At 50.5% G+C, this 21,581-nt stretch carries 21 protein-coding genes and 2 riboswitches; of the genes, 2 read left to right on the top strand and 19 right to left on the bottom strand.

Annotated elements, in window-relative coordinates; genetic code table 11:
- Positions 1-2: 2 nt before the first annotated feature.
- Together sdhA and EIZ37_RS11575 are read right to left on the bottom strand one after the other, a co-directional pair.
- Positions 3-1,766 carry a succinate dehydrogenase flavoprotein subunit gene (gene sdhA, locus EIZ37_RS11580; protein ID WP_134684764.1) on the bottom strand — a complete coding sequence of 588 codons (1,764 nt, stop codon included), beginning with the start codon at positions 1,764-1,766 and terminating at the stop codon, positions 3-5.
- An 18-nt stretch (positions 1,767-1,784) separates the two neighbouring features.
- Positions 1,785-2,399 carry a succinate dehydrogenase cytochrome b558 subunit gene (locus EIZ37_RS11575; RefSeq protein ID WP_134684763.1) on the bottom strand — a complete coding sequence of 205 codons (615 nt, stop codon included), beginning with the start codon at positions 2,397-2,399 and terminating at the stop codon, positions 1,785-1,787.
- Positions 2,400-2,835: 436 nt separating this feature from the next.
- On the opposite strand from EIZ37_RS11575, the gene EIZ37_RS11570 reads away from it, so the two are divergent.
- Positions 2,836-3,300 carry a DUF2507 domain-containing protein gene (locus EIZ37_RS11570; protein WP_134684762.1) on the top strand — a complete coding sequence of 155 codons (465 nt, stop codon included), beginning with the start codon at positions 2,836-2,838 and terminating at the stop codon, positions 3,298-3,300.
- A 42-nt stretch (positions 3,301-3,342) separates the two neighbouring features.
- Here the strand turns inward: EIZ37_RS11570 and metX are convergent, their stop codons facing one another.
- The 16 genes from metX to trxA all read right to left on the bottom strand — a co-directional run bounded on the left by metX (position 3,343) and on the right by trxA (position 20,275).
- On the bottom strand, positions 3,343-4,404 hold the full coding sequence (gene metX, locus EIZ37_RS11565) for a homoserine O-acetyltransferase MetX (RefSeq protein WP_134684761.1): 1,062 nt from the start codon (positions 4,402-4,404) through the stop codon (positions 3,343-3,345).
- Between the two features lie 100 nt (positions 4,405-4,504).
- Positions 4,505-4,610: riboswitch (SAM riboswitch) on the bottom strand.
- A 62-nt stretch (positions 4,611-4,672) separates the two neighbouring features.
- Positions 4,673-5,917 (bottom strand): aspartate kinase, encoded by a 1,245-nt coding sequence (locus EIZ37_RS11560; protein WP_134684760.1) that lies wholly within the window; start codon positions 5,915-5,917, stop codon positions 4,673-4,675.
- 194 nt (positions 5,918-6,111) lie between these two features.
- Positions 6,112-6,301, bottom strand: a riboswitch (Lysine riboswitch).
- 91 nt (positions 6,302-6,392) lie between these two features.
- Positions 6,393-8,165 (bottom strand): excinuclease ABC subunit UvrC, encoded by a 1,773-nt coding sequence (gene uvrC / locus EIZ37_RS11555; RefSeq protein WP_134684759.1) that lies wholly within the window; start codon positions 8,163-8,165, stop codon positions 6,393-6,395.
- A 114-nt stretch (positions 8,166-8,279) separates the two neighbouring features.
- Positions 8,280-9,026 carry an amino acid ABC transporter ATP-binding protein gene (locus tag EIZ37_RS11550; RefSeq protein ID WP_134684758.1) on the bottom strand — a complete coding sequence of 249 codons (747 nt, stop codon included), beginning with the start codon at positions 9,024-9,026 and terminating at the stop codon, positions 8,280-8,282.
- A 14-nt stretch (positions 9,027-9,040) separates the two neighbouring features.
- On the bottom strand, positions 9,041-9,700 hold the full coding sequence (locus tag EIZ37_RS11545) for an amino acid ABC transporter permease (RefSeq protein WP_134684757.1): 660 nt from the start codon (positions 9,698-9,700) through the stop codon (positions 9,041-9,043).
- Positions 9,701-9,765: 65 nt separating this feature from the next.
- Positions 9,766-10,542 (bottom strand): amino acid ABC transporter substrate-binding protein, encoded by a 777-nt coding sequence (locus tag EIZ37_RS11540; RefSeq protein WP_134684756.1) that lies wholly within the window; start codon positions 10,540-10,542, stop codon positions 9,766-9,768.
- Between the two features lie 155 nt (positions 10,543-10,697).
- Positions 10,698-12,350: a multicopper oxidase family protein gene (locus tag EIZ37_RS11535; RefSeq protein ID WP_134684755.1), complete on the bottom strand. Its 1,653-nt coding sequence runs from the start codon at positions 12,348-12,350 to the stop codon at positions 10,698-10,700.
- A 79-nt stretch (positions 12,351-12,429) separates the two neighbouring features.
- Positions 12,430-13,392, bottom strand: a complete 963-nt coding sequence (locus EIZ37_RS11530; RefSeq protein WP_134684754.1) for a class I SAM-dependent methyltransferase — start codon at positions 13,390-13,392, stop codon at positions 12,430-12,432.
- Positions 13,393-13,419: 27 nt separating this feature from the next.
- A complete protein-coding gene (locus EIZ37_RS11525) occupies positions 13,420-13,677 on the bottom strand; it encodes an ATP-binding cassette domain-containing protein (RefSeq protein WP_235827967.1) in 258 nt (85 codons plus the stop codon).
- Between the two features lie 213 nt (positions 13,678-13,890).
- Positions 13,891-14,607, bottom strand: coding sequence for an ABC transporter ATP-binding protein (locus EIZ37_RS11520; protein ID WP_134684753.1), 717 nt, complete (start codon positions 14,605-14,607; stop codon positions 13,891-13,893).
- Complete coding sequence (locus tag EIZ37_RS11515) at positions 14,607-15,368, bottom strand: ABC transporter ATP-binding protein (RefSeq protein ID WP_134684752.1); 762 nt, start codon at positions 15,366-15,368, stop codon at positions 14,607-14,609. Before EIZ37_RS11515 ends, EIZ37_RS11520 begins: the two co-directional genes overlap by 1 nt.
- Positions 15,369-16,328 carry a branched-chain amino acid ABC transporter permease gene (locus EIZ37_RS11510; protein ID WP_134684751.1) on the bottom strand — a complete coding sequence of 320 codons (960 nt, stop codon included), beginning with the start codon at positions 16,326-16,328 and terminating at the stop codon, positions 15,369-15,371.
- 12 nt (positions 16,329-16,340) lie between these two features.
- Positions 16,341-17,207: a branched-chain amino acid ABC transporter permease gene (locus EIZ37_RS11505; RefSeq protein WP_134684750.1), complete on the bottom strand. Its 867-nt coding sequence runs from the start codon at positions 17,205-17,207 to the stop codon at positions 16,341-16,343.
- 131 nt (positions 17,208-17,338) lie between these two features.
- On the bottom strand, positions 17,339-18,517 hold the full coding sequence (locus EIZ37_RS11500) for an ABC transporter substrate-binding protein (RefSeq protein ID WP_134684749.1): 1,179 nt from the start codon (positions 18,515-18,517) through the stop codon (positions 17,339-17,341).
- 154 nt (positions 18,518-18,671) lie between these two features.
- A complete protein-coding gene (locus EIZ37_RS11495; RefSeq protein ID WP_134684748.1) occupies positions 18,672-19,475 on the bottom strand; it encodes a LysM peptidoglycan-binding domain-containing protein in 804 nt (267 codons plus the stop codon).
- 482 nt (positions 19,476-19,957) lie between these two features.
- Positions 19,958-20,275: a thioredoxin gene (trxA, locus tag EIZ37_RS11490; protein WP_134684747.1), complete on the bottom strand. Its 318-nt coding sequence runs from the start codon at positions 20,273-20,275 to the stop codon at positions 19,958-19,960.
- Positions 20,276-20,432: 157 nt separating this feature from the next.
- On the opposite strand from trxA, the gene EIZ37_RS11485 reads away from it, so the two are divergent.
- Positions 20,433-20,741 carry a hypothetical protein gene (locus tag EIZ37_RS11485; protein WP_134684746.1) on the top strand — a complete coding sequence of 103 codons (309 nt, stop codon included), beginning with the start codon at positions 20,433-20,435 and terminating at the stop codon, positions 20,739-20,741.
- Positions 20,742-20,752: 11 nt separating this feature from the next.
- Here EIZ37_RS11485 and EIZ37_RS11480 read toward each other — a convergent pair whose 3' ends face one another.
- Positions 20,753-21,580: a carbohydrate ABC transporter permease gene (locus EIZ37_RS11480; RefSeq protein ID WP_134684825.1), complete on the bottom strand. Its 828-nt coding sequence runs from the start codon at positions 21,578-21,580 to the stop codon at positions 20,753-20,755.
- Between the last annotated feature and the right edge of the window lies 1 nt (position 21,581).

Raw genomic sequence — 21,581 nt, 5'->3', positions numbered from 1 at the left:
GATCATTCCCCACCTTTCTTATTTTGAGAGTAGTCGCGTTTACGCGGCGGGATCAACGAAATATCGACGTCTTCGTAGTAAATTTCCGGTGCTGTAGTCTCAGCGTTGTATTTCGCCATCGTGGTTTTCAGGAACTGCTCGTCATTACGCTCAGGGAATTCAGGTTTGTAGTGAGCGCCGCGGCTCTCATCACGCTGCAGTGCGCCCAGTGTAATGACACGAGAGAGCACCAGCATGTTCCACAGGTGACGCGTAAATGAAGCTCCGCTGTTGCTCCAACGATTGGTATCGTTGATGTTGATGCGCTTGTAACGCTCCATGAGCTCCTGAATTTTCTCGTCTGTTTTTTGCAGACGATCATTGTAGCGCACTACCGTCACGTTGTCTGTCATCCATTCGCCCAGTTCGCGGTGGATCACATATGCGTTTTCGGTCCCGTCCATTTTCAAGATGTTGTCGTATTTCTCTTGCTGCTGTTTCGTAGCTGCATCAAACATCGTGGTGGACATGGAATCCGTGCTTTGCTTCAAGCCATTGATGTATTCCAATGCTTTCGGACCCGCTACCATTCCGCCGAAGATGGCAGAAAGGAGGGAGTTAGCACCGAGACGGTTCGCACCGTGCTGGGAATAATCACACTCACCTGCTGCGAACAAGCCAGGAATATTGGTCATTTGGTTGTAGTCAACCCACATGCCGCCCATGGAATAGTGAACAGCAGGGAAAATCTTCATAGGCACTTTGCGTGGGTCTTCGCCTGTGAATTTTTCGTAGATCTCGATGATACCGCCGAGCTTCACATCCAGCTCTTTTGGATCTTTATGCGACAAGTCCAAGTATACCATGTTCTCGCCGTTGATCCCCAGCTTCAAATCTACGCAAACATGGAAAATTTCGCGGGTTGCAATATCGCGTGGAACCAGGTTTCCGTAAGCCGGATATTTTTCCTCGAGGAAGTACCATGGTTTCCCGTCACGATAAGTCCAGATGCGTCCGCCTTCTCCACGAGCCGATTCCGACATGAGACGGTTTTTGTCATCCCCTGGAATCGCAGTCGGGTGAATTTGGATGAATTCGCCGTTTGCATAAATAACGCCTTGTTGATATACCGCAGAAGCAGCCGTACCAGTGTTGATGATGGAGTTGGTCGTTTTCCCGAAGATGATCCCCGGTCCGCCTGTCGCCAAAATGACGGCGTCAGAAGCGAAGGAAACGATTTCACCGGAACGAAGGTTTTGTGCGGTAATCCCGCGACAGGTACCCGCATCATCCTGTACGATTCCGAGGAAGTCCCAATACTCATATTTTTTCACAAGACCTTCCGCTTCAAAGCGGCGCACTTGCTCATCCAATGCATACAGAAGCTGTTGACCGGTCGTTGCACCCGCAAATGCGGTACGGTGGTGCTTCGTTCCACCAAAACGACGGAAATCCAGCAAGCCCTCTGGTGTACGGTTAAACATAACACCCATGCGGTCCAGCATGTAAATGATTCCAGGTGCCGCATCACACATTGCTTTTACCGGTGGTTGGTTCGCGAGGAAGTCGCCGCCGTAAATTGTATCGTCAAAGTGTTCCCATGTAGAGTCGCCTTCCCCTTTTGTATTAACCGCTCCGTTAATACCGCCCTGCGCACAGACAGAGTGAGAACGTTTTACAGGAACCAGGGAGAAGAGATCTACAGGGACACCTTTTTCTGCTGCTTTAATTGTCGCCATCAAGCCGGCAAGTCCACCGCCGACGATGATCAGTTTGCCTTTTGCCATCGCGAAAGTCCCCCTATCCTACTGAATGAATGCTGCCATCGCGCGCAAGCCAATGAAAGACACCACGACAAAGATACCCATTGTCAAGTATGTTGCCAAGCGTTGCGAACGAGGACCAACAGTGATTCCCCAATGAACAAGGAAAGACCAGATTCCGTTGGAGAAATGGAAAACCGCGCTCAAGATCCCGATGGTATAGAATACAACCATCGCAGGGTTGCTCAAGATGTCCGCCATCATTTGATAATTCAATTCTTTATTCCCCAGCGCAAATTGAATCCGTGTTTCCCATACATGCCATGCAATGAAGATCAGCGTAATAATACCTGTAATGCGTTGCCACATAAACATCTGGTTGCGTCCATAGCTAAAGCTTCCTACATTGTGCTTTGCCTGAAACGCGATATAGATGCCCAGGATCGCGTGGAACAGCAACGGAATGTAAATAATGACGAATTCAATTACGATCAAAAATGGCAAGCTCTCGATCAAACCTACCGCTTGGTTGAATGCCTCAGGACCTTTTGTTGCTTGATGGTTCGCCAACAAGTGGAAAATCAAGTAGATACCGATTGGAAACAAACCAAGCAAAGAATGAAGCCTGCGACTTAAGAATTGATGGCTATTCGCCATGCATGGGTCCCCCCTTCGTAGTATGTAAAGCAGTAAACCAACGGAAAAGCGCTCTGCACTTTTCCATTATCCCCTTTTCCCCACTATCCTTACCCATTGTATAGCACCTTAATCGCCTTGAAACCGTGCGAATCTATCTTGTCTACGCGTTCTTTTCTCCTTTTTCTTGCAAAAAGAAAAGAGTTGCATTTGCACAGCAAAATCGCCTTCTTCGTTCCCTAACAATGACAGTAAAGTATAGCAGGTAAAAGTGAACTAAAAGTGACCAAAACCATTGTACTCCTGTGGCTTGACAGCGTCAAGAAGTGATTAGACTGATTCTATTGTTAGAATAATCACATAATTTCAATGCACCTCTTTCTCTTCTTTTCTGTCATTTTCTCTACCCTTTTTTCATAGGATAGTAACACGAAAAAGAAGAAAGGTGATAGGTGACATGAAAACCACTCAGGATAAACTGGCCCAACTGCTGCCTGCTGATTTGATTGCACACGCCGAACGGACAAGCATGCCCTATCTTGGCTATCATGTGCTCCGCCAAACGATTTGCCAACAGCTCCTCGGCGATTCGGAAGCGCCCATTTTGCACTGGATCGGCAAAGACATCGGCCGAAAAATTCCGATCACCTCCTCACAAGGACTGCTGTTCCCGTTCATTCGTCTGGGATTGGGCAAGCTGGAACTGCTGTCCGAATCGGCCAATCGGTTTACGTATCGGCTAACACATCCTATGTTCGACTATCTTCCCGCGGAACGATTGGGGCAGAGCTTGTCCCTGGAATGCGGGATTCTCGCGGGAGCCATCGGTCGTTGGCAGGAGAAAGAGGCTGAGGTGCACATGGAAATACATCAAGTCGCGGACGGCACCCAGCTGGAGGCACGCATAACCGTCAGCTGTTAGTCAGAAAAAAACCAGCTTAGCATCACGCCAGCCGGTCATCACCTATGCAAAGTATGGGGTAATCAGCGGTGCGATCTTGTGAAAATCGACCAGAAACGCATCGTGCCCGTAAATCGAATCGATGGTGTGAAATTCCACCTCTACGCCGTTCTGCTGCATGATCTCAACCATTTCGCGCTGATGGTCAACCGGATAAATCAGATCATTCTGAATACCGATCGCAAGAACCCTCGCACGTACCCGGGAGATGGCTTCGTGTATGCCGCCTCTACCTCTGCCGATGTCATGCGTATCCATCGCTTTCATTAAATGCAGATAGCTGTTCGCATCGAATCGGTTGACCAGCTTTTCTCCTTGGTAACGCAGATAGCTCTCGATCTGGAATACAGAACCGGTCAACGGATTATCCACCTGTTCACGCATATTGCGGCCAAATCGTTCCTCAAACAGCTCCGTGGTGCGGTAGGTGAGCATGCCAACCATCCGGGCGATCGAGAGTCCCTGTCTTGGCCCCTCTCCAGGATAGTAATCGCCATTCTTCCATTCAGGGTCGCTGCAGATCGCCTGTCTGCCTACATCATTATAAGCGATGCCTACTGCAGACATCCGTGCACAGGTGGCGATCGGTACGGCCAAATCAAAGAGATCGGGATATTCGACCATCCATTCGTATACCTGCATGCCGCCCATGGAACCGCCAATGACGGCGTACAGATGATCAATGCCCAGTTCGGCAATGAGCTTCCTTTGCGTCCGTACCATATCCCGTACGGTTACCACCGGAAAGGACGAGCCGTATGGCCTGTTGGTGCGGGGATTGATGCTGGCAGGTCCGGTCGTGCCATAACAGCCACCCAGGACGTTGCTGCAGATCACAAAATATTTGTTCGTATCCACCGGCTTGCCGGGACCAATCAGCCCGTCCCACCAGCCTTCCTGTTCTTCATCCGTTACGGCATAGGCCGTTCCTGTCAAGGCATGACAGACCAAAATGGCATTTCCCCGATCGGGATCATAGGTGCCGTACGTCTGGTAAGCGACTTCCACGTCGTGCAGTACATCGCCAGATTCCAGCAGCACTTCGCCCAGTCTAGCCTTTTTCATCCTTGCTTTCGCCTCCATCCCGGTATAAGTCTTCGCTTGCCGCAGCAGAAAAAGAAAAACCCCTCTTCGAAAAGAGGGGTTGTCTTGCGAAAGTCAACCACTCTTATCTGCCAGACGCGTGTGACGTCTGCTGGAATTAGCACCTCTCCGCATTGCGGGGTTGCCGGGTTTCATCGGGCCAGTCCCTCCACCACTCTAGATAAGAGAATCCGTATGCATTTGTCTCCATGATACGTTGCCTAACGCATGCTGTCAATATCCACCAAACTTACAGACCGTGAACAATCGCTATTTCTTCCAGCGTATCGAGGCCAAAGGCGGTGTGCAGCGTACGCACCGCAAGCTCCGTAAATTCTTGCGGAACCACGCAAGATACTTTGATATCGGAGGTCGACACCATTTTAATCGGAATATCCTGCTCAGCCAACTGGCGGAACATCTCTGCGGCTACACCCGGATTGTTGATCATGCCTGCACCTACGATCGATACTTTGGCCAATCCCATTTCGTGATCGATCTTCTCAAAGCCGAGCTGCTCCCGGTTGCTTTCCAATGTTTTCAATGCGCGGGGCAAATCGCCCAATGCGATGGTAAAAGAGATATTGGTAACCGCCGCTTCATAAGAGCTTTGGATGATAATATCCACATTCACTTGATTGCTTGCCAATGTATTAAACAAACCGGACAGCGTTCCCACTCGGGCCGGCATCCCGACGACCGTGATCTTCACCACATCATCATCATGCGCTACACCGCTTACCACTCTTCCTGTTTCCATGCCGGATACCTCCTCAACATACGTACCTTCTTCCGCTGTAAAGCTGGAGCGGACAACGAGTTTTACCTGATGTTTTTTTGCCACTTCCACAGAACGTGGATGCAGGACACCTGCGCCCAGATTGGCCAGCTCCAGCATCTCGTCATACGAAATGGCCGGCAGCTTCTGCGCTGTCGGGACCACTCTCGGATCTGCCGTGAATACGCCGGAGACATCTGTGAAAATCTCACATTTATCCGCTTTCAGGCCGGCAGCCAATGCTACCGCCGTCGTATCTGATCCACCTCGCCCAAGCGTGGTGATTTCTCCTTCTTCACTGATACCTTGAAATCCTGCCACAATAACAACGCGGCCACTGCGCAATTCCCTAAAAATACGCTCGCTGTTCAGCTTTTTAATCCGCGCTTTGCCGTGCACCGATTCAGTCATAATCCCTGCCTGCCATCCGGTCAAGGAAACGGCATCATATCCTTTTTGCTGCAGCGCCATGGACAGCAGCGCAATCGAGACCTGCTCTCCTGTCGTCAGCAGCATATCCATTTCCCGTTCCGAGGGATTCGCCGAGATTTCTTTTGCCATGTCTACCAGGACATCCGTGGATTTCCCCATTGCGGATACGACGACGACCATGTCATGGCCTTCTTTTTTGTAACTGATAATCCGATCCGCTACGCGCTGAATACGTTCGATGGTGCCGACGGAGGTGCCGCCAAATTTTTGTACGATAAGACCCATGTTCGCCTACTCTCCCTTGTTTTATGTTTGTTCCTTTGTCACGATAATTTGCATACCCGATTGTTATTGTTTCCATATACAAAAAAACAACGACAAGGAATAAACCTGCCGCTGTCTGATAGACATACTGGTTCCCCCTTCCCATGCACGTCATCGGAATTGCTACGAAAATTTCTCGTACCAATCATCCGATTCGGTGAGATAGCGCTCCATCCGGACTGCGGGTAAGCAGTCGGGATGACAGTCCTGCACTTCTTCAATGCAGACCCAGCACGGTCGTCTAGGGCGACGCACCGCACTTCGGCGAATTCCCCTTTCCTTTCTGATCACTGAATCCCCATTCTCCCAGAAAGTACTCTTGGTTTTCGCGCCTCTACCTCACTCCTTTGCGGGAAGTGAGGTACTTATTTAGTTGTTGTTTGGCATTATATCATGATGTGGAAAGCAGCGCAATTCGTTTATGCGTAAAAAGATCCTACAGCTTCCGCAAATGGGCGATGATCTGCTTCGCCAGCTTGTCGCCAATCCCCAGCTGGCGGTATTCTTCCACGGTCGCTTCCTTCATGCGGCCGAGAGATCCGAAGTGCTGGAACAGCAGCTTGCGCCGTTTCTCCCCAATGCCCGGAATCTCATCAAGCTGGGAGGAAAGCATCGTCTTGGTCCGGCTTTGCCGATGGAACGTGATCGCGAATCGGTGCACCTCGTCCTGGATCCGCTGCAGCAAATAAAATTCATAGCTGTCCCGCTTCATCTCGACCGGCTCAGGTGGATCGCCAAACAGCAGCTGTGCGGTCCTGTGCTTGTCGTCCTTGGCCAGCCCGCATACCGGGATATACAGACCCAGCTCGTTTTCCAGCACGTCCATGGCGGCGCCGATCTGCCCCTTTCCCCCGTCGATGACGATCAGATCGGGCAAAGGCTGATTTTCCCGCAGGACACGCGTATAGCGGCGGCGGATCACTTCCCGCATCGAACCGTAATCATCAGGTCCTACCACGGTCTGGATTTTGAATTTGCGGTATTCCTTTTTGTCCGGGCGGCCATCCGTAAACACGATCATCGCCGAAACAGGCTCAACGCCCTGAATATTGGAGTTGTCAAAGGCTTCGATCCGATGCGGGGTATTGATCCCCAAGATATGACCGAGATTGTGGACCGCTTGGATCGTCCGCGCATCATCTTTTGACATCAGGGCAAATTTCTCCTGGATGGCGATCTTGGCGTTTTCACAAGCCATATCGACCAGCTCTACCTTTTTGCCGCGCTTCGGCGTGACAACCTTGACGCCGAGCCACTGCTCAAGCAGCTCCGGGTCGCTTTGCTGCGGCAGCAGGATTTCTTTCGGGAGTGCCTGCTGCTTGTCGTAATAAAACTGGGTGACAAACGACATGAAATCTTCCGTTTCATCCCCATAGTACGGGAAGCTGGTCGTTTGCCGCTCAATCATTTTGCCTTGGCGCATGTAGAAGACCTGGATGCACATCCAGCCTTTTTCCACGGCAAAACCGAAAATATCGCGGTCGATAGTATCCGTAAAGGTGATCTTCTGCTTCTCCATGACCGCTTCAATGTTGCGGATCAAATCCCGCAGCTCTTTGGCCCGCTCGAATTCCATACTCTCGGCGGCCTGCATCATTTTCTCGGTCAGCTCCGCTTTCATCGCCGCATGACCACCATCGAGGAAATGCGCGATCTCCTCCACCAGCCGTTGGTTTTCAGCTTGGTCCACCTCATACTCACAGGGAGCCAGGCATTGTCCCAAGTGGTAGTACAAGCATACCTGCTTGGGGATGTTCTTGCATTTGCGCAATGGATACAGCCGATCCAACAGCTTCTTTACCTCTGCCGCAGCTCCCGCATTCGGATAGGGGCCAAAATACTTGGCTTTGTCCTTCAAGACCTTGCGCGTAATTTCCAGACGGGGGTGGGTCTCGTTGGTAATCTTGATGTACGGATACGTCTTGTCATCCTTGAGCATCACATTGTAGCGAGGATTGTATTGCTTGATCAGATTGATCTCCAGCAGCAATGCCTCTACTGCGGAGGCGACTACGATATATTCGAAATCGGCAATTTCACTGACCAGCATCTGTGTTTTTCCATCATGGCTCCCTGTAAAATAGGAGCGTACACGATTTTTCAACACCTTGGCCTTGCCGACATAGATGACTTCACCATTACTGTTTTTCATCAAGTAACAGCCGGGTTTATCCGGAAGAACCGCGAGCTTGTCTTTGATCGTGCTCATTGGCCTCCCCCTTTCTCTTTCTCATCCTCCATGGTAGCACAGAAGCCTGCTTTTTTTGAACTGGCTGGAAAAATTACATAGCCGCTCCCTCTATTGTCAAAGGGAGCGGCCCGGTTATTTCAACGCTCGATTCAAAAACGCTCTGGTCCGTTCAAATTGCGGATTCGTAAACAATTGCTCCGGCGTGCCTGCTTCAATCACCTCGCCGTTGTCCATAAACATGATTTTGCTCGCGACTTCCTTGGCAAACCCCATCTCATGGGTGACCACCATCATCGTCATATGTTCCTGGGCCAGCTGCTTGATCACCTGCAGCACCTCACCGGTCAACTCCGGATCAAGCGCCGAGGTCGGTTCATCGAACAGCATGATATCCGGCTGCATCATGAGCGCCCGTGCAATCGCGACACGCTGCTTTTGCCCACCGGAGAGCTTGGCCGGATAGACGCCCGCTTTATCGGACAAACCTACCTTCTCCAACAGCCCGTTGCTTCTTTGGCGAATCTTTTCGTCCGACTCGCCTTTGACGAGCTTCGGTGCAAGCTCCAGATTTTCCTGGACGGTCAAGTGCGGGAACAGATTGAAATGCTGGAACACCATCCCCATTTTTGCGGTAATCCGCTTCAGCTCCTGGCTGCCGGCATAGGCACCATCCTTGACGAGATAGTCGTCCTGGATGCGGATGCTTCCTCCGTTCACCTGCTCCAGATGAACCAGACTTCTCAGCATGGTGCTTTTCCCTGAGCCCGAAGGACCAATGACCGCGACTACCTCATTTTTTTCTACCTCAAACGATACACCTTTCAGCACATCCAGATTGCCGAACGATTTTTTTAGATTGGACACATGAATAATCGCCATTTTTCGCCAGTCCTTCATTCAAAAGTAAGTCTTTTTTCGATCCATTTAAAAAATGCCGTCAATACCAACGTCATGAGTAAATAAATAATGGCTGCGATAAAAAAAGGAACAATCGTAAAGTCGCGGTTCACTGCCGTCTGGGCAAAATGCAGCAGCTCGGGAACGGCCACAGCATACAGCAGAGCCGTATCTTTTACCAAGGTGATCGCTTCATTTGAAACGGCTGGCAATGCGACGCGGAACATCTGCGGCAGAATGATTCTCGTCGTCGTCTGATAACGGCTGAAGCCCAGCACCTGCGCGGCCTCATACTGCCCCTTGTCGATGGCGAGCAGACCCCCGCGGAAAATCTCCGCAAAATAGGCGGCATAATTAAGGATAAACCCTACGCAAGCCGCAACGAATCGGTCCATCACGAGGTATTCCCCGACGAATGGAAGAAGGGGCAAACCAAAACAGAAAAACAACAGCTGCAGCAAGAGCGGAGTGCCGCGCATCACATAAATGTACGCATTCGCCAATGCGGCCAGCCATTTGATGCTGCTTTTCGCCATTACGGTGATCAAAAAACCGAGCGGAATGGACAGGACGATCGCGATGAGGAACAACAGGATGGTCATCTGTGCCCCTTCCAGCATCGGCTTGGTAATATTGATGATATATTCGAGGTTCATGGGAATTTGCTCCTAATCGAAAACTTGGGCTACGCCAAACGAAGGCGTAGCCTGACTGATCAAACCTATTTCAACACTTTATCTTCGCCAAACCATTTTTTCGAGATTTCCGCTGCCGTTCCATCCTGATTCAGCTCGTCCAACGCTTTTTGCAGGGCATTCAGCAGTTCTTCGTTGCCTTTTTTCACGCCGATTCCGTATTCCTCAGGAGCGAGAGACTCGTCCAAGATTTTATAGGTATTCGCTTCCTTGGTCATATAGTATCTTGCAACGATCTCATCAATAATCACGGCATCAATACGCCCGGTTTTCAAATCGCTCAAAGCCAACACGTTGTCCGGAAATTCGCTGACGGTTTTGATTTTCTCCTTGATCGGATTCGCATTCAAGGCATCCGCAGCGGAAGAGAGCTTTTGCAGACCGACATTCTTATCCGCCAGATCGTCCATCTTGGTCAGCTTAGAATCCGCCAATGTCACGATCACTTGCGCATTTTTCAGGTATGGCTTGGTAAACAATACTTTCTCTTTCCGCTCGTCGGTGATGGTATATCCATTCCAGATCAAATCGATGCGGCCGCTGTTCAATTCGGACTCTTTCGCGCTCCAATCAATGGGCTGGAAGACTGCCTCTTTTCCCATTTTGGCCGCAGCTGCTTTCGCGTAATCAATATCGAAGCCGACGATTTCGTTTTTCTCGTCACGGAAGCCCATTGGTGCAAATTTATCATCGATCCCGATCACCAACTGCTTGTCCTCGGAAGCTGTATTCGCACTCGAACAACCGACAATCAGTGAAAACGTCATAGCAAGCAACAAGCCCAATGATGCAAATTTTCTCATGATGATCCTCTCCCAAATTCGTATATTTTAGTATGGTAAAGTGGTAAAACGTTAACAAGGTATCATGATAGCACATCATCGAAAAAGAGTCGAGACTAAAAATGAAAAAGCCACTCTTCCTGTTTCATACAGTAGAGAATGGCTTTCTGCTCCCCTTAGGTATGCGTTGCATGCTTATCCTGCACGGGATGTGTATCGGTTATGACTCTGAGCGGTCTCATCATATCGTGATCTTCATGCTCCAAAAAGTGGCAATGCCAGACGTAATTTCCCGTATGCTCCTTGAAGTGCATGATGATTTTCGTCACCATGCCGGCTTCGGCTCTCACTGTATCCTTCCAACCTCGCTCATAATCCTTCGGCGGCTGCGCGGGTCCGGTGTACTCAATAATGCCTTTCTTTTGGAACCGCTCGATGTTGAAAGGTCTTCGCTCCAAAATCCGAAACTGCACCAGATGCACATGAATCGGGTGCGGGCCCCCTGTGAGATTGACCAAATTCCAGATCTCGACACTGTCATAGGCTGGTTTTTCGGTGGCCGGATCATGCCACATCCGCTCGCCCAGCAAAAGCATCGGTCTGCCGAATTCATCAGTGGTCGCGCTCAGCGTCAGGTCCCTGACCGTGTGGGCCGTATGCTCGTGCAGCTCCATCGCCGGATACAGCTGTGCGGGAATTTGCGAACGGTCTTCACCACGCAAAGGCAGATCGACCCTGAATTGCAACACCACGCTGAGATGGGGACTTGGGTCATCGTTTTGCAAAGTGATCGTCTGCCCTTGCATCGTGGAAAAGTCGATGATCAGATCCGCCCGTTCTGCCGGCTCCAGGCGAATGGAGTTCAGCTGCACCGGGCTTGCCATCAGCCCTCCGTCGGTCCCAATTTGCGTGAACGCTTCCTGATTGGAAAGGCTTAACGTATATCCCCTTCGATTGGAGGCGTTGACGATCCGGAACCGGTATTTTCGTGGTTCCACACGTAAATGCGGCCATACTTTCCCGTTCACCACGATTGTATTCCCCAAAAATCCCGGCACGACGGACGGATTGACAGACACCGGAAAAGGCGGTTGATCCGGATAAAAAAGCGAGCCGTCTTCCTTGAAGCTCTTATCCTGAATCATCAGCGGGATTTCGTAGTCACCGCTTGGCAGCTTCAATCTCCGCTCAAGGCTGTCACGAATCAAATAAAAACCTGCCAAGCCGGCATACACATTCAGCCGGGTAAGACCAATCGCATGGTCATGATACCAGAGTGTCGTTCCTTGCTGATGATTGGTGTATTCATAGACCATTCGTCTGAAGAACGCACCGGTGCGTGCATAGTCTTTGGTAAACCAAGCCTCGGGATGTCCATCGCTTTCCCAGTCGACATTGGCACCATGCAGGTGAACCACTGTCCGAACTTCCGGCGAATCAATCGCGCCGTGGAGCGTGTGATCTACCGGCAAAAAGTGCTTGAGCGGGAGGTTGTTTATCCATTTGACTTTGACGAGTTGATCCTTCGCGACATCAAATGTCGGACCTGGCACCATACCGTCATAGCCCCAGACTGTCGTCAACGGGAAATAGCTGTGAAATTGGTGCCTGGCTTCTCGCATTTCAATCTCATAATAGGAATCATGAAAGACGGGTTTTGCGACTGGCGGGATGGGAAGAGGGTCGATAAATTTGGGGATCGTTTCTGGATCGGCTGGATTGACTGTGGGCTGGTTATTCGCCAACCTCCTCCTCCGAAAAGCAACCGGTTTTGGCTTCAACTTTTTCTTCGCAAGCGCGGTTTTCGCTTTGCGTGTCTCATCTGGCATAGGATCGGCCCCTTTGCATATAACGCTACGATTTATATATGTGCTGGGCACGTACACAGTTCGTTCGCTTCGATCCTTTTCATTCATCCTTTAACCGGTTGCGCTTTACTTCCAAAAAATAAATGGAGCCTGTCTCATCTGGATAAATGCGGATCTGATCGATCTCCTCCGGGGGGATTCCTTTGAGCAGCTCTTTCATCGCCGGTTCGTTGCGGTATACCAGCCACCAATCACAGCAAGCCTCGATATAGGCCGCACAGAGATGATCGGGCTGGAAGTTCGCCACGAGCAGCACTCCCCCCGGCTTTACCATCCGAAACAGCTTTTCGGTCAAGCGTTTCGCCACTTTGTCATCGAGGTAGTCATATAAGCCCGCTGAATAGACAAAATCGAAGGAGGCAAAGCTGACCCCCTCCCGGATCAGATCCAGCACATTCCCCTCACAGGTAGTGACTCCTTTCTTGCCAAGCGTGAGATGCACATGCTTGATCGACAACGGATCGCTGTCCAAGGCGATGTATCTGCCAACTCTCCCTTGACGAAAGGCGACGGAATGCTGTGCTTCGCGCAAATGGCCGCAGGCTACCGCCAAAACTTCCGGTTTCTCTGTTTTTCCCGCAATCTCATCCAGCTTTTTCGCAATGATATCCTTGCGATTTCGCACACTTTGTGCGGTAGAAAGCTTCAGCACCGATTGGTAGAGGTTCAACCCTGCCCTGGTTTCCTTTCCTTCCAGAGGAGCAGCGACTGAACCGTCCCCCGCATAAAGCAAATCCATCATGATGGCGTCTCCTGCGTATCCGCGCGGCTTATAAAAAGCTCGGTTGGTAAACGGATCCTGTAACAGAAAAGCTTGCAGCGGATGTGTCAAGGAGGATTGGATGACGCTGTTCCTCCATTCCACAAAAGGCATGCTCTTTTTCAATTCTAATAAATGTTTGCAAAAGGCTGTGAGTGTCTCATCATAGTTCTCTTGCTTTTCCCTACTCCGGCTGCGCATCTCATCAAGGATCGATGATAAATCCTTACAGGTCTGTGGCATTGTTCTCTCTCTCCTGTTCGCCTCTATTTAGGGCTTCGCTTGTTTTTGACCGCACAGATAAGCTACTTTTACTCGCTTGTCATTCAACATGGTCTCGACGGAGCCTTCGTGCAGGATTTGCCCGACTTCCAGCACATAGCCATAGTCCGCAATTTTCAGAGCCTGCTTGACGTTTTGCTCCAGAATCAGCACGGTGGTTCCCTCATGCATGATCTCTAGCAGATTTTTGCAAAACGAAATGAGTGTTTCGTCATAAGATGAGAAATCCTTTCCGGTTTGTATCATGGTCCCCCTCCTTTACTCCCTTGTTCTCTTTTTAATGGAATAACTATAGCAACGGGCTTTTCCCAATCACTAGAGGAAGCGTATCCTTATTTTCCGTGAACATTTCCCAAAAAGAATGCAGGAAAGACATCGGGAAAAGAAAAAGCCCCGCCAAGGAAACTTGACGGAGCCTCATGATCTTTTCCATTCATTTACACATCCAATACCCGAGCGTCACGCGTGTTTGCGTCCGCCCAGATACGCTTCTTTCACCCGCTCATCATTCAGCAAGGCTTCTCCGGTGCCCTCATGCACAATCTGTCCGACCTCCAGCACATAGCCGTAGTCCGCAATTTTCAGGGCCTGCTTGACGTTTTGTTCTACGATCAGCACGGTGGTTCCTTCCTGATTGATTTGCCGAATGACTTTGAAAATATCAGACACGACGATCGGAGCCAGACCCATGGACGGTTCATCGAGCAGCAGGAGCTTGGGACGAGACATCAGCGCACGCGCGATCGAGAGCATCTGCTGCTGCCCGCCGGACATCGTGCCGCCCAGTTGGTTCAGCCGTTCCTTGAGGATCGGGAACCAGGTCATCATCTTTTCCATATCGTCCTTGATTCCCTGTGCATCCTTACGCTGAAAAGCTCCCATCTCCAGGTTTTCCAGTACGGTCATCTTTCCGAGAATCGCCCGTCCTTCTGGCACGAGCGCCATGCCCGCTTCCACCAGGCGATGCGGCTTCCAGCCCTCGATGCGCTGCCCGCAAAAGGTAACGGTACCGCTCTTCGGCGTCAAGAGTCCCGCGATCGTTTTCATCGTCGTGGTTTTCCCTGCGCCATTGGCGCCGATCAAACTGACTATTTTTCCTTCCGGCACATGCAAGGAGACGTCCCGGATTGCCTTGATCTGTCCATAGGAGGTACTCAGATTTTCCACTCGAAGCATTACTCATCCTCCTCCTTGCCAAGATAAGCTTCAATCACATCCGGATTATTCTGGACAACATCCGGCGTACCTTCCGCAATCTTCACCCCGAAATTGATACATACCACGCGATCGCAAAGATTCATGACGAGACCCATATCATGCTCGACCAGCAGAACGGTTTTGCCATCGTCGCGAATCTTTTCGATCAGCTCCATCAGTTCCTTCGTTTCACTTTCAATCATCCCCGCGGCCGGCTCATCCAGCAAAAGCAGCTCAGGCTCGGTGGCCAAAGCCCGCGCGATTTCCAGGCGTCTTTGCTGGCCATAAGCCAGCGTATCCGAGCGAACGTCCTTCACATTGGAGAGACCGACAAAAGCAAGCAGACGCTCCGCCCTCTCCTGGACTTCCCGCTCCTCAGCCTTTTGCTGCGGCGTATGCAGCAGCGATGCCCAGAAACCGCTTTTTGTCCGGGTATGACAGCCTACCTTGACGTTGTCGATCGCGCTCATATGTCCGAACAATTTGATATTCTGAAACGTTCGGGCGATGCCACCTTCCGTGATTTTATGCGGAGCCACACCGTTTAAACGTTTTCCGTTAAAAAACAACTCACCCGTAGTCGGTTCGAAGATGCCTGTCACCATGTTGAAGATCGTCGTTTTCCCTGCGCCATTTGGGCCGATCAGCCCGACGACCTCGCCTTTTTTGACGGTAAAGGAGACATCACGCAATGCCGTAATACCGCCAAAGCTCTTGCCGATATTGGTCAGTTCCAGCATTTAGAATTCCTCCTTTTTTGCAGCAGATGCCTGCTTGCTGCGGCGACGAAACAGCTTCTGGAAGGTATCTGCCGCAATCAAGCCGTGCGGACGGAACGCCATGACCAGCACCATGATCGCGCCGTACATGATCATCTTGTACTCGGCCAGACTACGCAGCAATTCAGGCAGAGACGTCAACAGCAGCGCACCGAACAATGGTCCCCAGACAATCTCGCTGCCCCCGATCACCGCAAAGGACAGGATCTCCACCACTTTGTGATAGTTAAAATCGTCCGGTGTCACCGTCGTGGTGATGTGGGCGAACAAGCCTCCGCAAAAACCGGCCAAAACCGAGCCGATGATGAAAGCCAGCATCTTATAGTAGGAGATCTGCAGACCCATCGCTTTGGCCGCAGTCTCATCCGCCTTGATCGCCTCAAAAGCGCGCCCGATCCGGGAACGATTCAGTCGCAGGGTCAAAAAGAGGATGACGGCAAACAACAGGACCAGGAAAAATAATGTCAACAAAGCCTTCATTTGCATGACGGAGACTCCAACGGACTGCGCCGAAACCCCGATTGCCTTTTGCCACTCATACAGTGTGTTGCCGATGGATTTCAGACCAGTCAGACCCAAAGCTCCATTCGTGATTTCCATGTTCAGCATGATGACACGAACCACTTCGCCGAAGCCCAATGTAGCGATGGCCAAATACAGACCGTGCAGCTTCAGCGTAGGTGCCCCAATCAGCAAGGCAATCAGCCCTGCCGCCAGAGCGCCCAGCAGCAACGCTGCAAACAGGGGAAGATCCGCCTGCTTGGTCAAAATGCTGGCCGTGTATGCACCGATGCTCATAAATCCGGCATGTCCCAGCGACAACTGGCCGGTCATCAAGGTAATGTAAATACTGATGGCCAAGATGCCATTCAGCACAATAAATGTGATTACTTGCAGATTATACGGATTAAGCAAATCCACGGTTGTCCCTCCCTACGCCTTGCTGCCAAACAATCCTTGTGGCCGTATCAGCAAGATGAGAATAATTAAGCCAAAAGCGACAGCATCCCGGTAAGACGAATCCCCGTACGCAACGGCAAATACTTCGATCACACCGAGCAGCACTCCGCAGACCATCGCCCCTGGAATGCTGCCAACACCGCCCAGGATCAACACAGCCAGTCCCTTGAAACCGAGTGTGAGCCCCATCGACGGGATCAGTGCGGAATAGGTCATCCCGATCATCATGCCGGCAATTCCGCCCAATCCGGAAGCAATCATGACAGTCAATACGATGACCAGATTGGTATTGATCCCTAAAATGCTTGCCGTATCGCTGTTTTCAGCGGTAGCGCGGATCGCTTTTCCGAGCTTTGTGCGTGTAATCCAAAAATGCAGCACAAACATCAATACAAGGGAGATCCCGATAATCAACAAGTCAACCCCGCGAATCTGCATGATTCCCAAATCAAAGACTTTCCCGCCGAAAACCTCCGGGAAGGAACGGGAATCTGCTCCAAACAGCTTGTGCATGCCTTCCTCCACAAGGGTAGCGAAACCGATCGTACTGATTAAGGAGGCCAAATGCGGCACATTTTTCTTCCGCAATGGGCGAAGAGCCGTATACTCCAAAATGATTCCCAGGATTGCCGAGACCACGATCGCCACTACAAAAGCGACCGGTAAAGGCAAATCGGTGCTGGTCATCAACGCCAGACCGACCAACGAACCGAAGATAAAGATTTGTCCATGCGCCATATTGATGATGCCGAGAACGCCGAAGATCAACGTATACCCGAGCGCGATCAGCGAATACGTACTGCCCACGATCAAGCCGTTAGCCAATTGCTGCCAAAACAAGTTGAACCACCTCACATGGAAATACCTGCTTGGAAGAGGGAAAGCCCGCCTTCCAGACAGTAATCAAATTGCCATTCAGTAGAAAAAAGGGCCCGGGCAGCCCCGGGCAAGCGTCCTAAAGATTTTTTGGTTTAGAAAGGTACGAATTTGCCGCCTTTTACTTCTACTACCACCGCTTCTCCAACCGGTGTCCGCTTCTCGTCAAAAGAGAGCTTTCCGGATACGCCTTGGAAGTCTTTCAATTGAGCAAGCTGATCACGAAGAGCATTGCGGTCTGCCTTACCCGCTGCAAGCAGAGATTGAGCAATGATATACAGACCGTCATACGCTTGTGCGGCAAATTGGTCCGGCTTTTTGCCGTATTTGGCTTCGAACGCCTTTACAAATGTTTGTACTTTTTCATCCTGCTTTTCCGGGCTGAAAGGAGTCGCTACGATCAAGCCCTCAGCAGCATCTCCGGCGATTTCGAATACTTGCGGGTTGTTAAAGCCGTTTCCGCCGATGATCGTTGCCGTGATGCCCAGCTCACGCGCCTTTTTCACCACGAGGGAGCCTTCTTTATAGAGAGCGGAAACCAGCAGCACGTCCGGATTCAGCTCTTTGATTTTGGTCAACTGGGCGGAAAAGTCTACGTCACCGTTCGAGAAGGTTGCTTCGCCGAGGTTTTCCAGACCCATTTGCTCAGCAGTAGCTTTCATGGTCTTGAAGCCGGATACGCTGAAGTCGTCATTGGCCGCATAGATGAAAGCTGCTTTTTTGAAGCCTTTTTTCTCTTGGGCCGCTTTCATTGCTGTCGGAATGGCGATGGATTCGGGCAGGGAATTGCGGAACACGTATTCTCCGATATCATTGATGCCCTCTGCCGTATTGGAGATCCCGAAAATAGGGGTTTCCGCTTCGTTGGCTACCGGACCTGCGGCAAACATTTCCCCGGACAGAGTCGGGCCGATGATCGCTACCACATTATCTTGATTGATCAATTTATTGACCGCGTTAATCGCGCTTTCTTTTTTACCACCGGAGTCTTCCATTTGCAGCTCAATCTTGAGCTTGCCTTTATTCGCTTCATTCAGCTCGGCCAGCGCCAGCTCCAGACCTGCCTTTTGCGCTTCACCGTATGCTGCGCCCGTTCCGGAAAGGAAGCTGACGACACCGATTTTCGCTGTAATTTCTCCGCCTGCGGATTGCTGTGCTTCTCCTCCGCCTGCCGGTGCTGGTGTGCTAGTCGATGCTCCGCCACCGCAACCAGCCAAGATGGTTGTCCCCAGCAAGCATGTCGCTAACAGTTGAGAAAATCGTTTCTTATTCATGTGGTTCCCCCTCGTGAAAGTTCTCTGTGTAAATTTATGTTTATCATTCTATATAAAATTAATAGAAAACGCAAATAATTTAGTATAATCAAACGCATTTGAAAATTAATAAAGCTCCCCCACACTTCTGTTGAGAGAGCAAATCCATTGGATATTAAAATACAACGGGAACCTCGACTAAGTCTTGAATGCTACCATCGCGGGCACTGCGTGTGTACACTATCAATATGCCTGTCTGCGTGGTGGGCGTTTGATCGAATGGAAGCTGTACATCGAATATACCGTAAGCGGGAGCGCCTTGTGACGTCGTTGCAGCCCGTTCTTGTGTCACGATTCGCCCCATCGCGTCACGAATTTGATAATTGATCGTCGCTTCGAATGCGCGGGCATTGCCTGCCAAATGCTGTCCAGGGGCAATCCTCGTTCCGGGTATCGGCTGGGACACGACAATATTCGTCGAGGATGGCAGCGGAACGACCAAACGAAAACCGGGATAAAGGACATCGGGAGATACCCCTGGTCGATTCCGGTTGGCGCGAATCAATTCACTCAATGTCGTTCCGAAACGGCGGGAAATCTGATACAGAGAGTCCCCTTGCTCTACTTCGTACACAAAGGCGGCGATGTATAGCATTTGGCCGACGCGAAGATTGTCTGGCTGTTGCAATTGGTTCAAACCAGCCAACATGTCCACGCTGACGGAAAACCGCTCCGCGATCTGATATAGCCTATCTCCCGGCTGAACTTGATAGATAACGGAACTTTGCTCCGCCATACCTGGCAATCTCACCAACAGCACTTGACCAGGGAAGATTCGGTCGGGATCTGTAACAGGGGGAACCAACGAATTCATCCGCACCATCGACGGTACATTGGTTCCCAATTGGTCCGCAATCGTATACAGGCTGTCACCCGGGCGTACAGTATACAGCAGATGGGTACCTGGAGAAATCGGCATGGAATTGCAACTCCTCTTAAGTAGGTTTTTCCCCATCATATGCCAGATTCAACGGTTAACGTGATTACCGTGTTCTCGAAACCAGCTTCAGTGAATGACGTGATGGTAAATTCGCCTGAAAGAACTGTGATGTACTCTTGAACACCCTCATTGTGCGGCGTAGACACATAGCTTGCTTTTGGTTTTAACACGATCGTGAATTTTTCGATTTGGGTTTGTGGGTTGAACGGAAATAACACATAAACGTGACCATTTACCATTATCCTCTGTTATATCGGGCTCTTCCTTTCGATTCACAATGGATATGGTAGATTCGTCTTCTTTTATTAATGATGAAAAAGATATATTCAGTCCCGTAGCAATTTTCCAAACGGTGGTAACTGTTGGTTGCGTTCCCCTCTCTCAATTTGCCAGCTGGTCAGCAGTACGGAAAAAGGCAGCATCGCGAAAAGTGCGATGCTGCCTTTTTACAAGCAAAAAGCTTACAGATGTTTGCCAACAGTTGCCATGAGGGCTTCCTTCGGTTGGAAACCAACTACCTTGTCAACTGGCTGACCATCTTTGAATACCAAAAGGGTAGGGATCGACATGATGCCGAAACGACCTGCCGATTCCGGATTGTCGTCTACATTCACCTTTGCGATTTTGAGCTTGGATCCCACTTCTCCATCGATTTGCTCCAGTACTGGTGCGATCATTTTGCATGGTCCGCACCAAGGTGCCCAGAAATCGACGAGGACGGTGCCTCCTTGTTCTACCTCTTGGGTAAAAGTTTGATCGGTTACGTTAACGATAGCCATGTGAGTTACCTCCTTTACTTTCAGGATCGATGATATCTTTCGACGGCTTTCAGTATACCATTCTCTTCCTGAAAAGACTATGGCAGGCGACACTTTCCGCCACACATATTCTACCCCTTTTTGAATCACCCTATTGCTAAAAAGGAGGACACCGGTTGTGGCAGCGATTATTGCATTTTTCCCGCACGAAGATGAAGCCATGCGGTTTATCCGGCAATCCGCTCTGGAGACGACGATTCACTCGATCACCTTTTTAAATAGTGCCAAATCATCCAATGCCGACGACTTTCAAGCCACATCGCTCTCCGATACCCTTTACTCCCAAGGCTTTCATGCGGAACAATGCGACAATTGTGTACGAGCCCTGGATGGCGGTCAGGTTGCTGTTCTGCTGGAATGCGATGATGCCGCAGACATGCTGGTCGCTTTGCATAGCCACGGCATCCGCGATTACCACATGGCGTAGTTGTTGTCCCCTTATTCTTTGACGGCACCGGATGTAAGCCCGGAGACAATCCGTCTTTGGAACACCAGCACGAGTATCACCAGCGGGACTGTGACGATGATGGAAGCTGCGGAAATTTCACCCCACGGCATCGTGTATTGTCCCTGAAACATCACGATTCCCACAGGTACGGTCTTCATCGCTTCCTGAGTATTGATCGTCAATGCAAAGAGGAATTCATTCCAAGCTGCAATAAAGACGAGGATTGCGGTCGTAAAAACACCGGGCATCGCCAGCGGAAAAAAGACTCTCGTCATCGTCTGCCAGATGCTGGCCCCATCCACCTTGGCGGCTTCCCCCAGATCGATCGGGATTTTGCGGAAAAAGACGGTCAAGTTCCAGATCGCAAGCGGCAAGGCAAACGTCGTATACGGAATGATCAGGCCCAAGTAACTATTGGTTAACCCCATCGACTGCATAAACATAAAAATCGGCGAAATCGTAGCGATCTGCGGAAACATACTGACAGCCAAGACCATCCCGAGGACGATGCTTTTTCCTTTAAACGGAAGCCAGGCGACCGCATAAGCGGCAAAGGAAGCGATCGTAATGGCATAAAGCGTCGTCAACGTGGCCACTACAGTGGAATTCCATAGATACGTGCCAAATGGACGCTCGGTAAATACCCGGGCAAAATTGTCCAAGGTCGGATTTTCAATGATAATCTGAAAGGCATGCGCGCCAAACAGCTCATTTGGCGGCTTCAACGCCGCCAGCAATACCCAAAGGAAAGGAAACATGATGACGAACAGAAAGATCAGCAAGAACAAATAGAAGAAGGGCCCCGCTTTCTTTTGCATA

Origin of the sequence: Brevibacillus migulae (assembly GCF_004521915.1) — a bacterium.
Taxonomy (GTDB): domain Bacteria; phylum Bacillota; class Bacilli; order Brevibacillales; family Brevibacillaceae; genus Brevibacillus_F; species Brevibacillus_F migulae.
The sequence above is the reverse complement of the archived record's forward strand: the minus strand, read 5'-3'. Positions and strand labels throughout refer to the sequence as shown.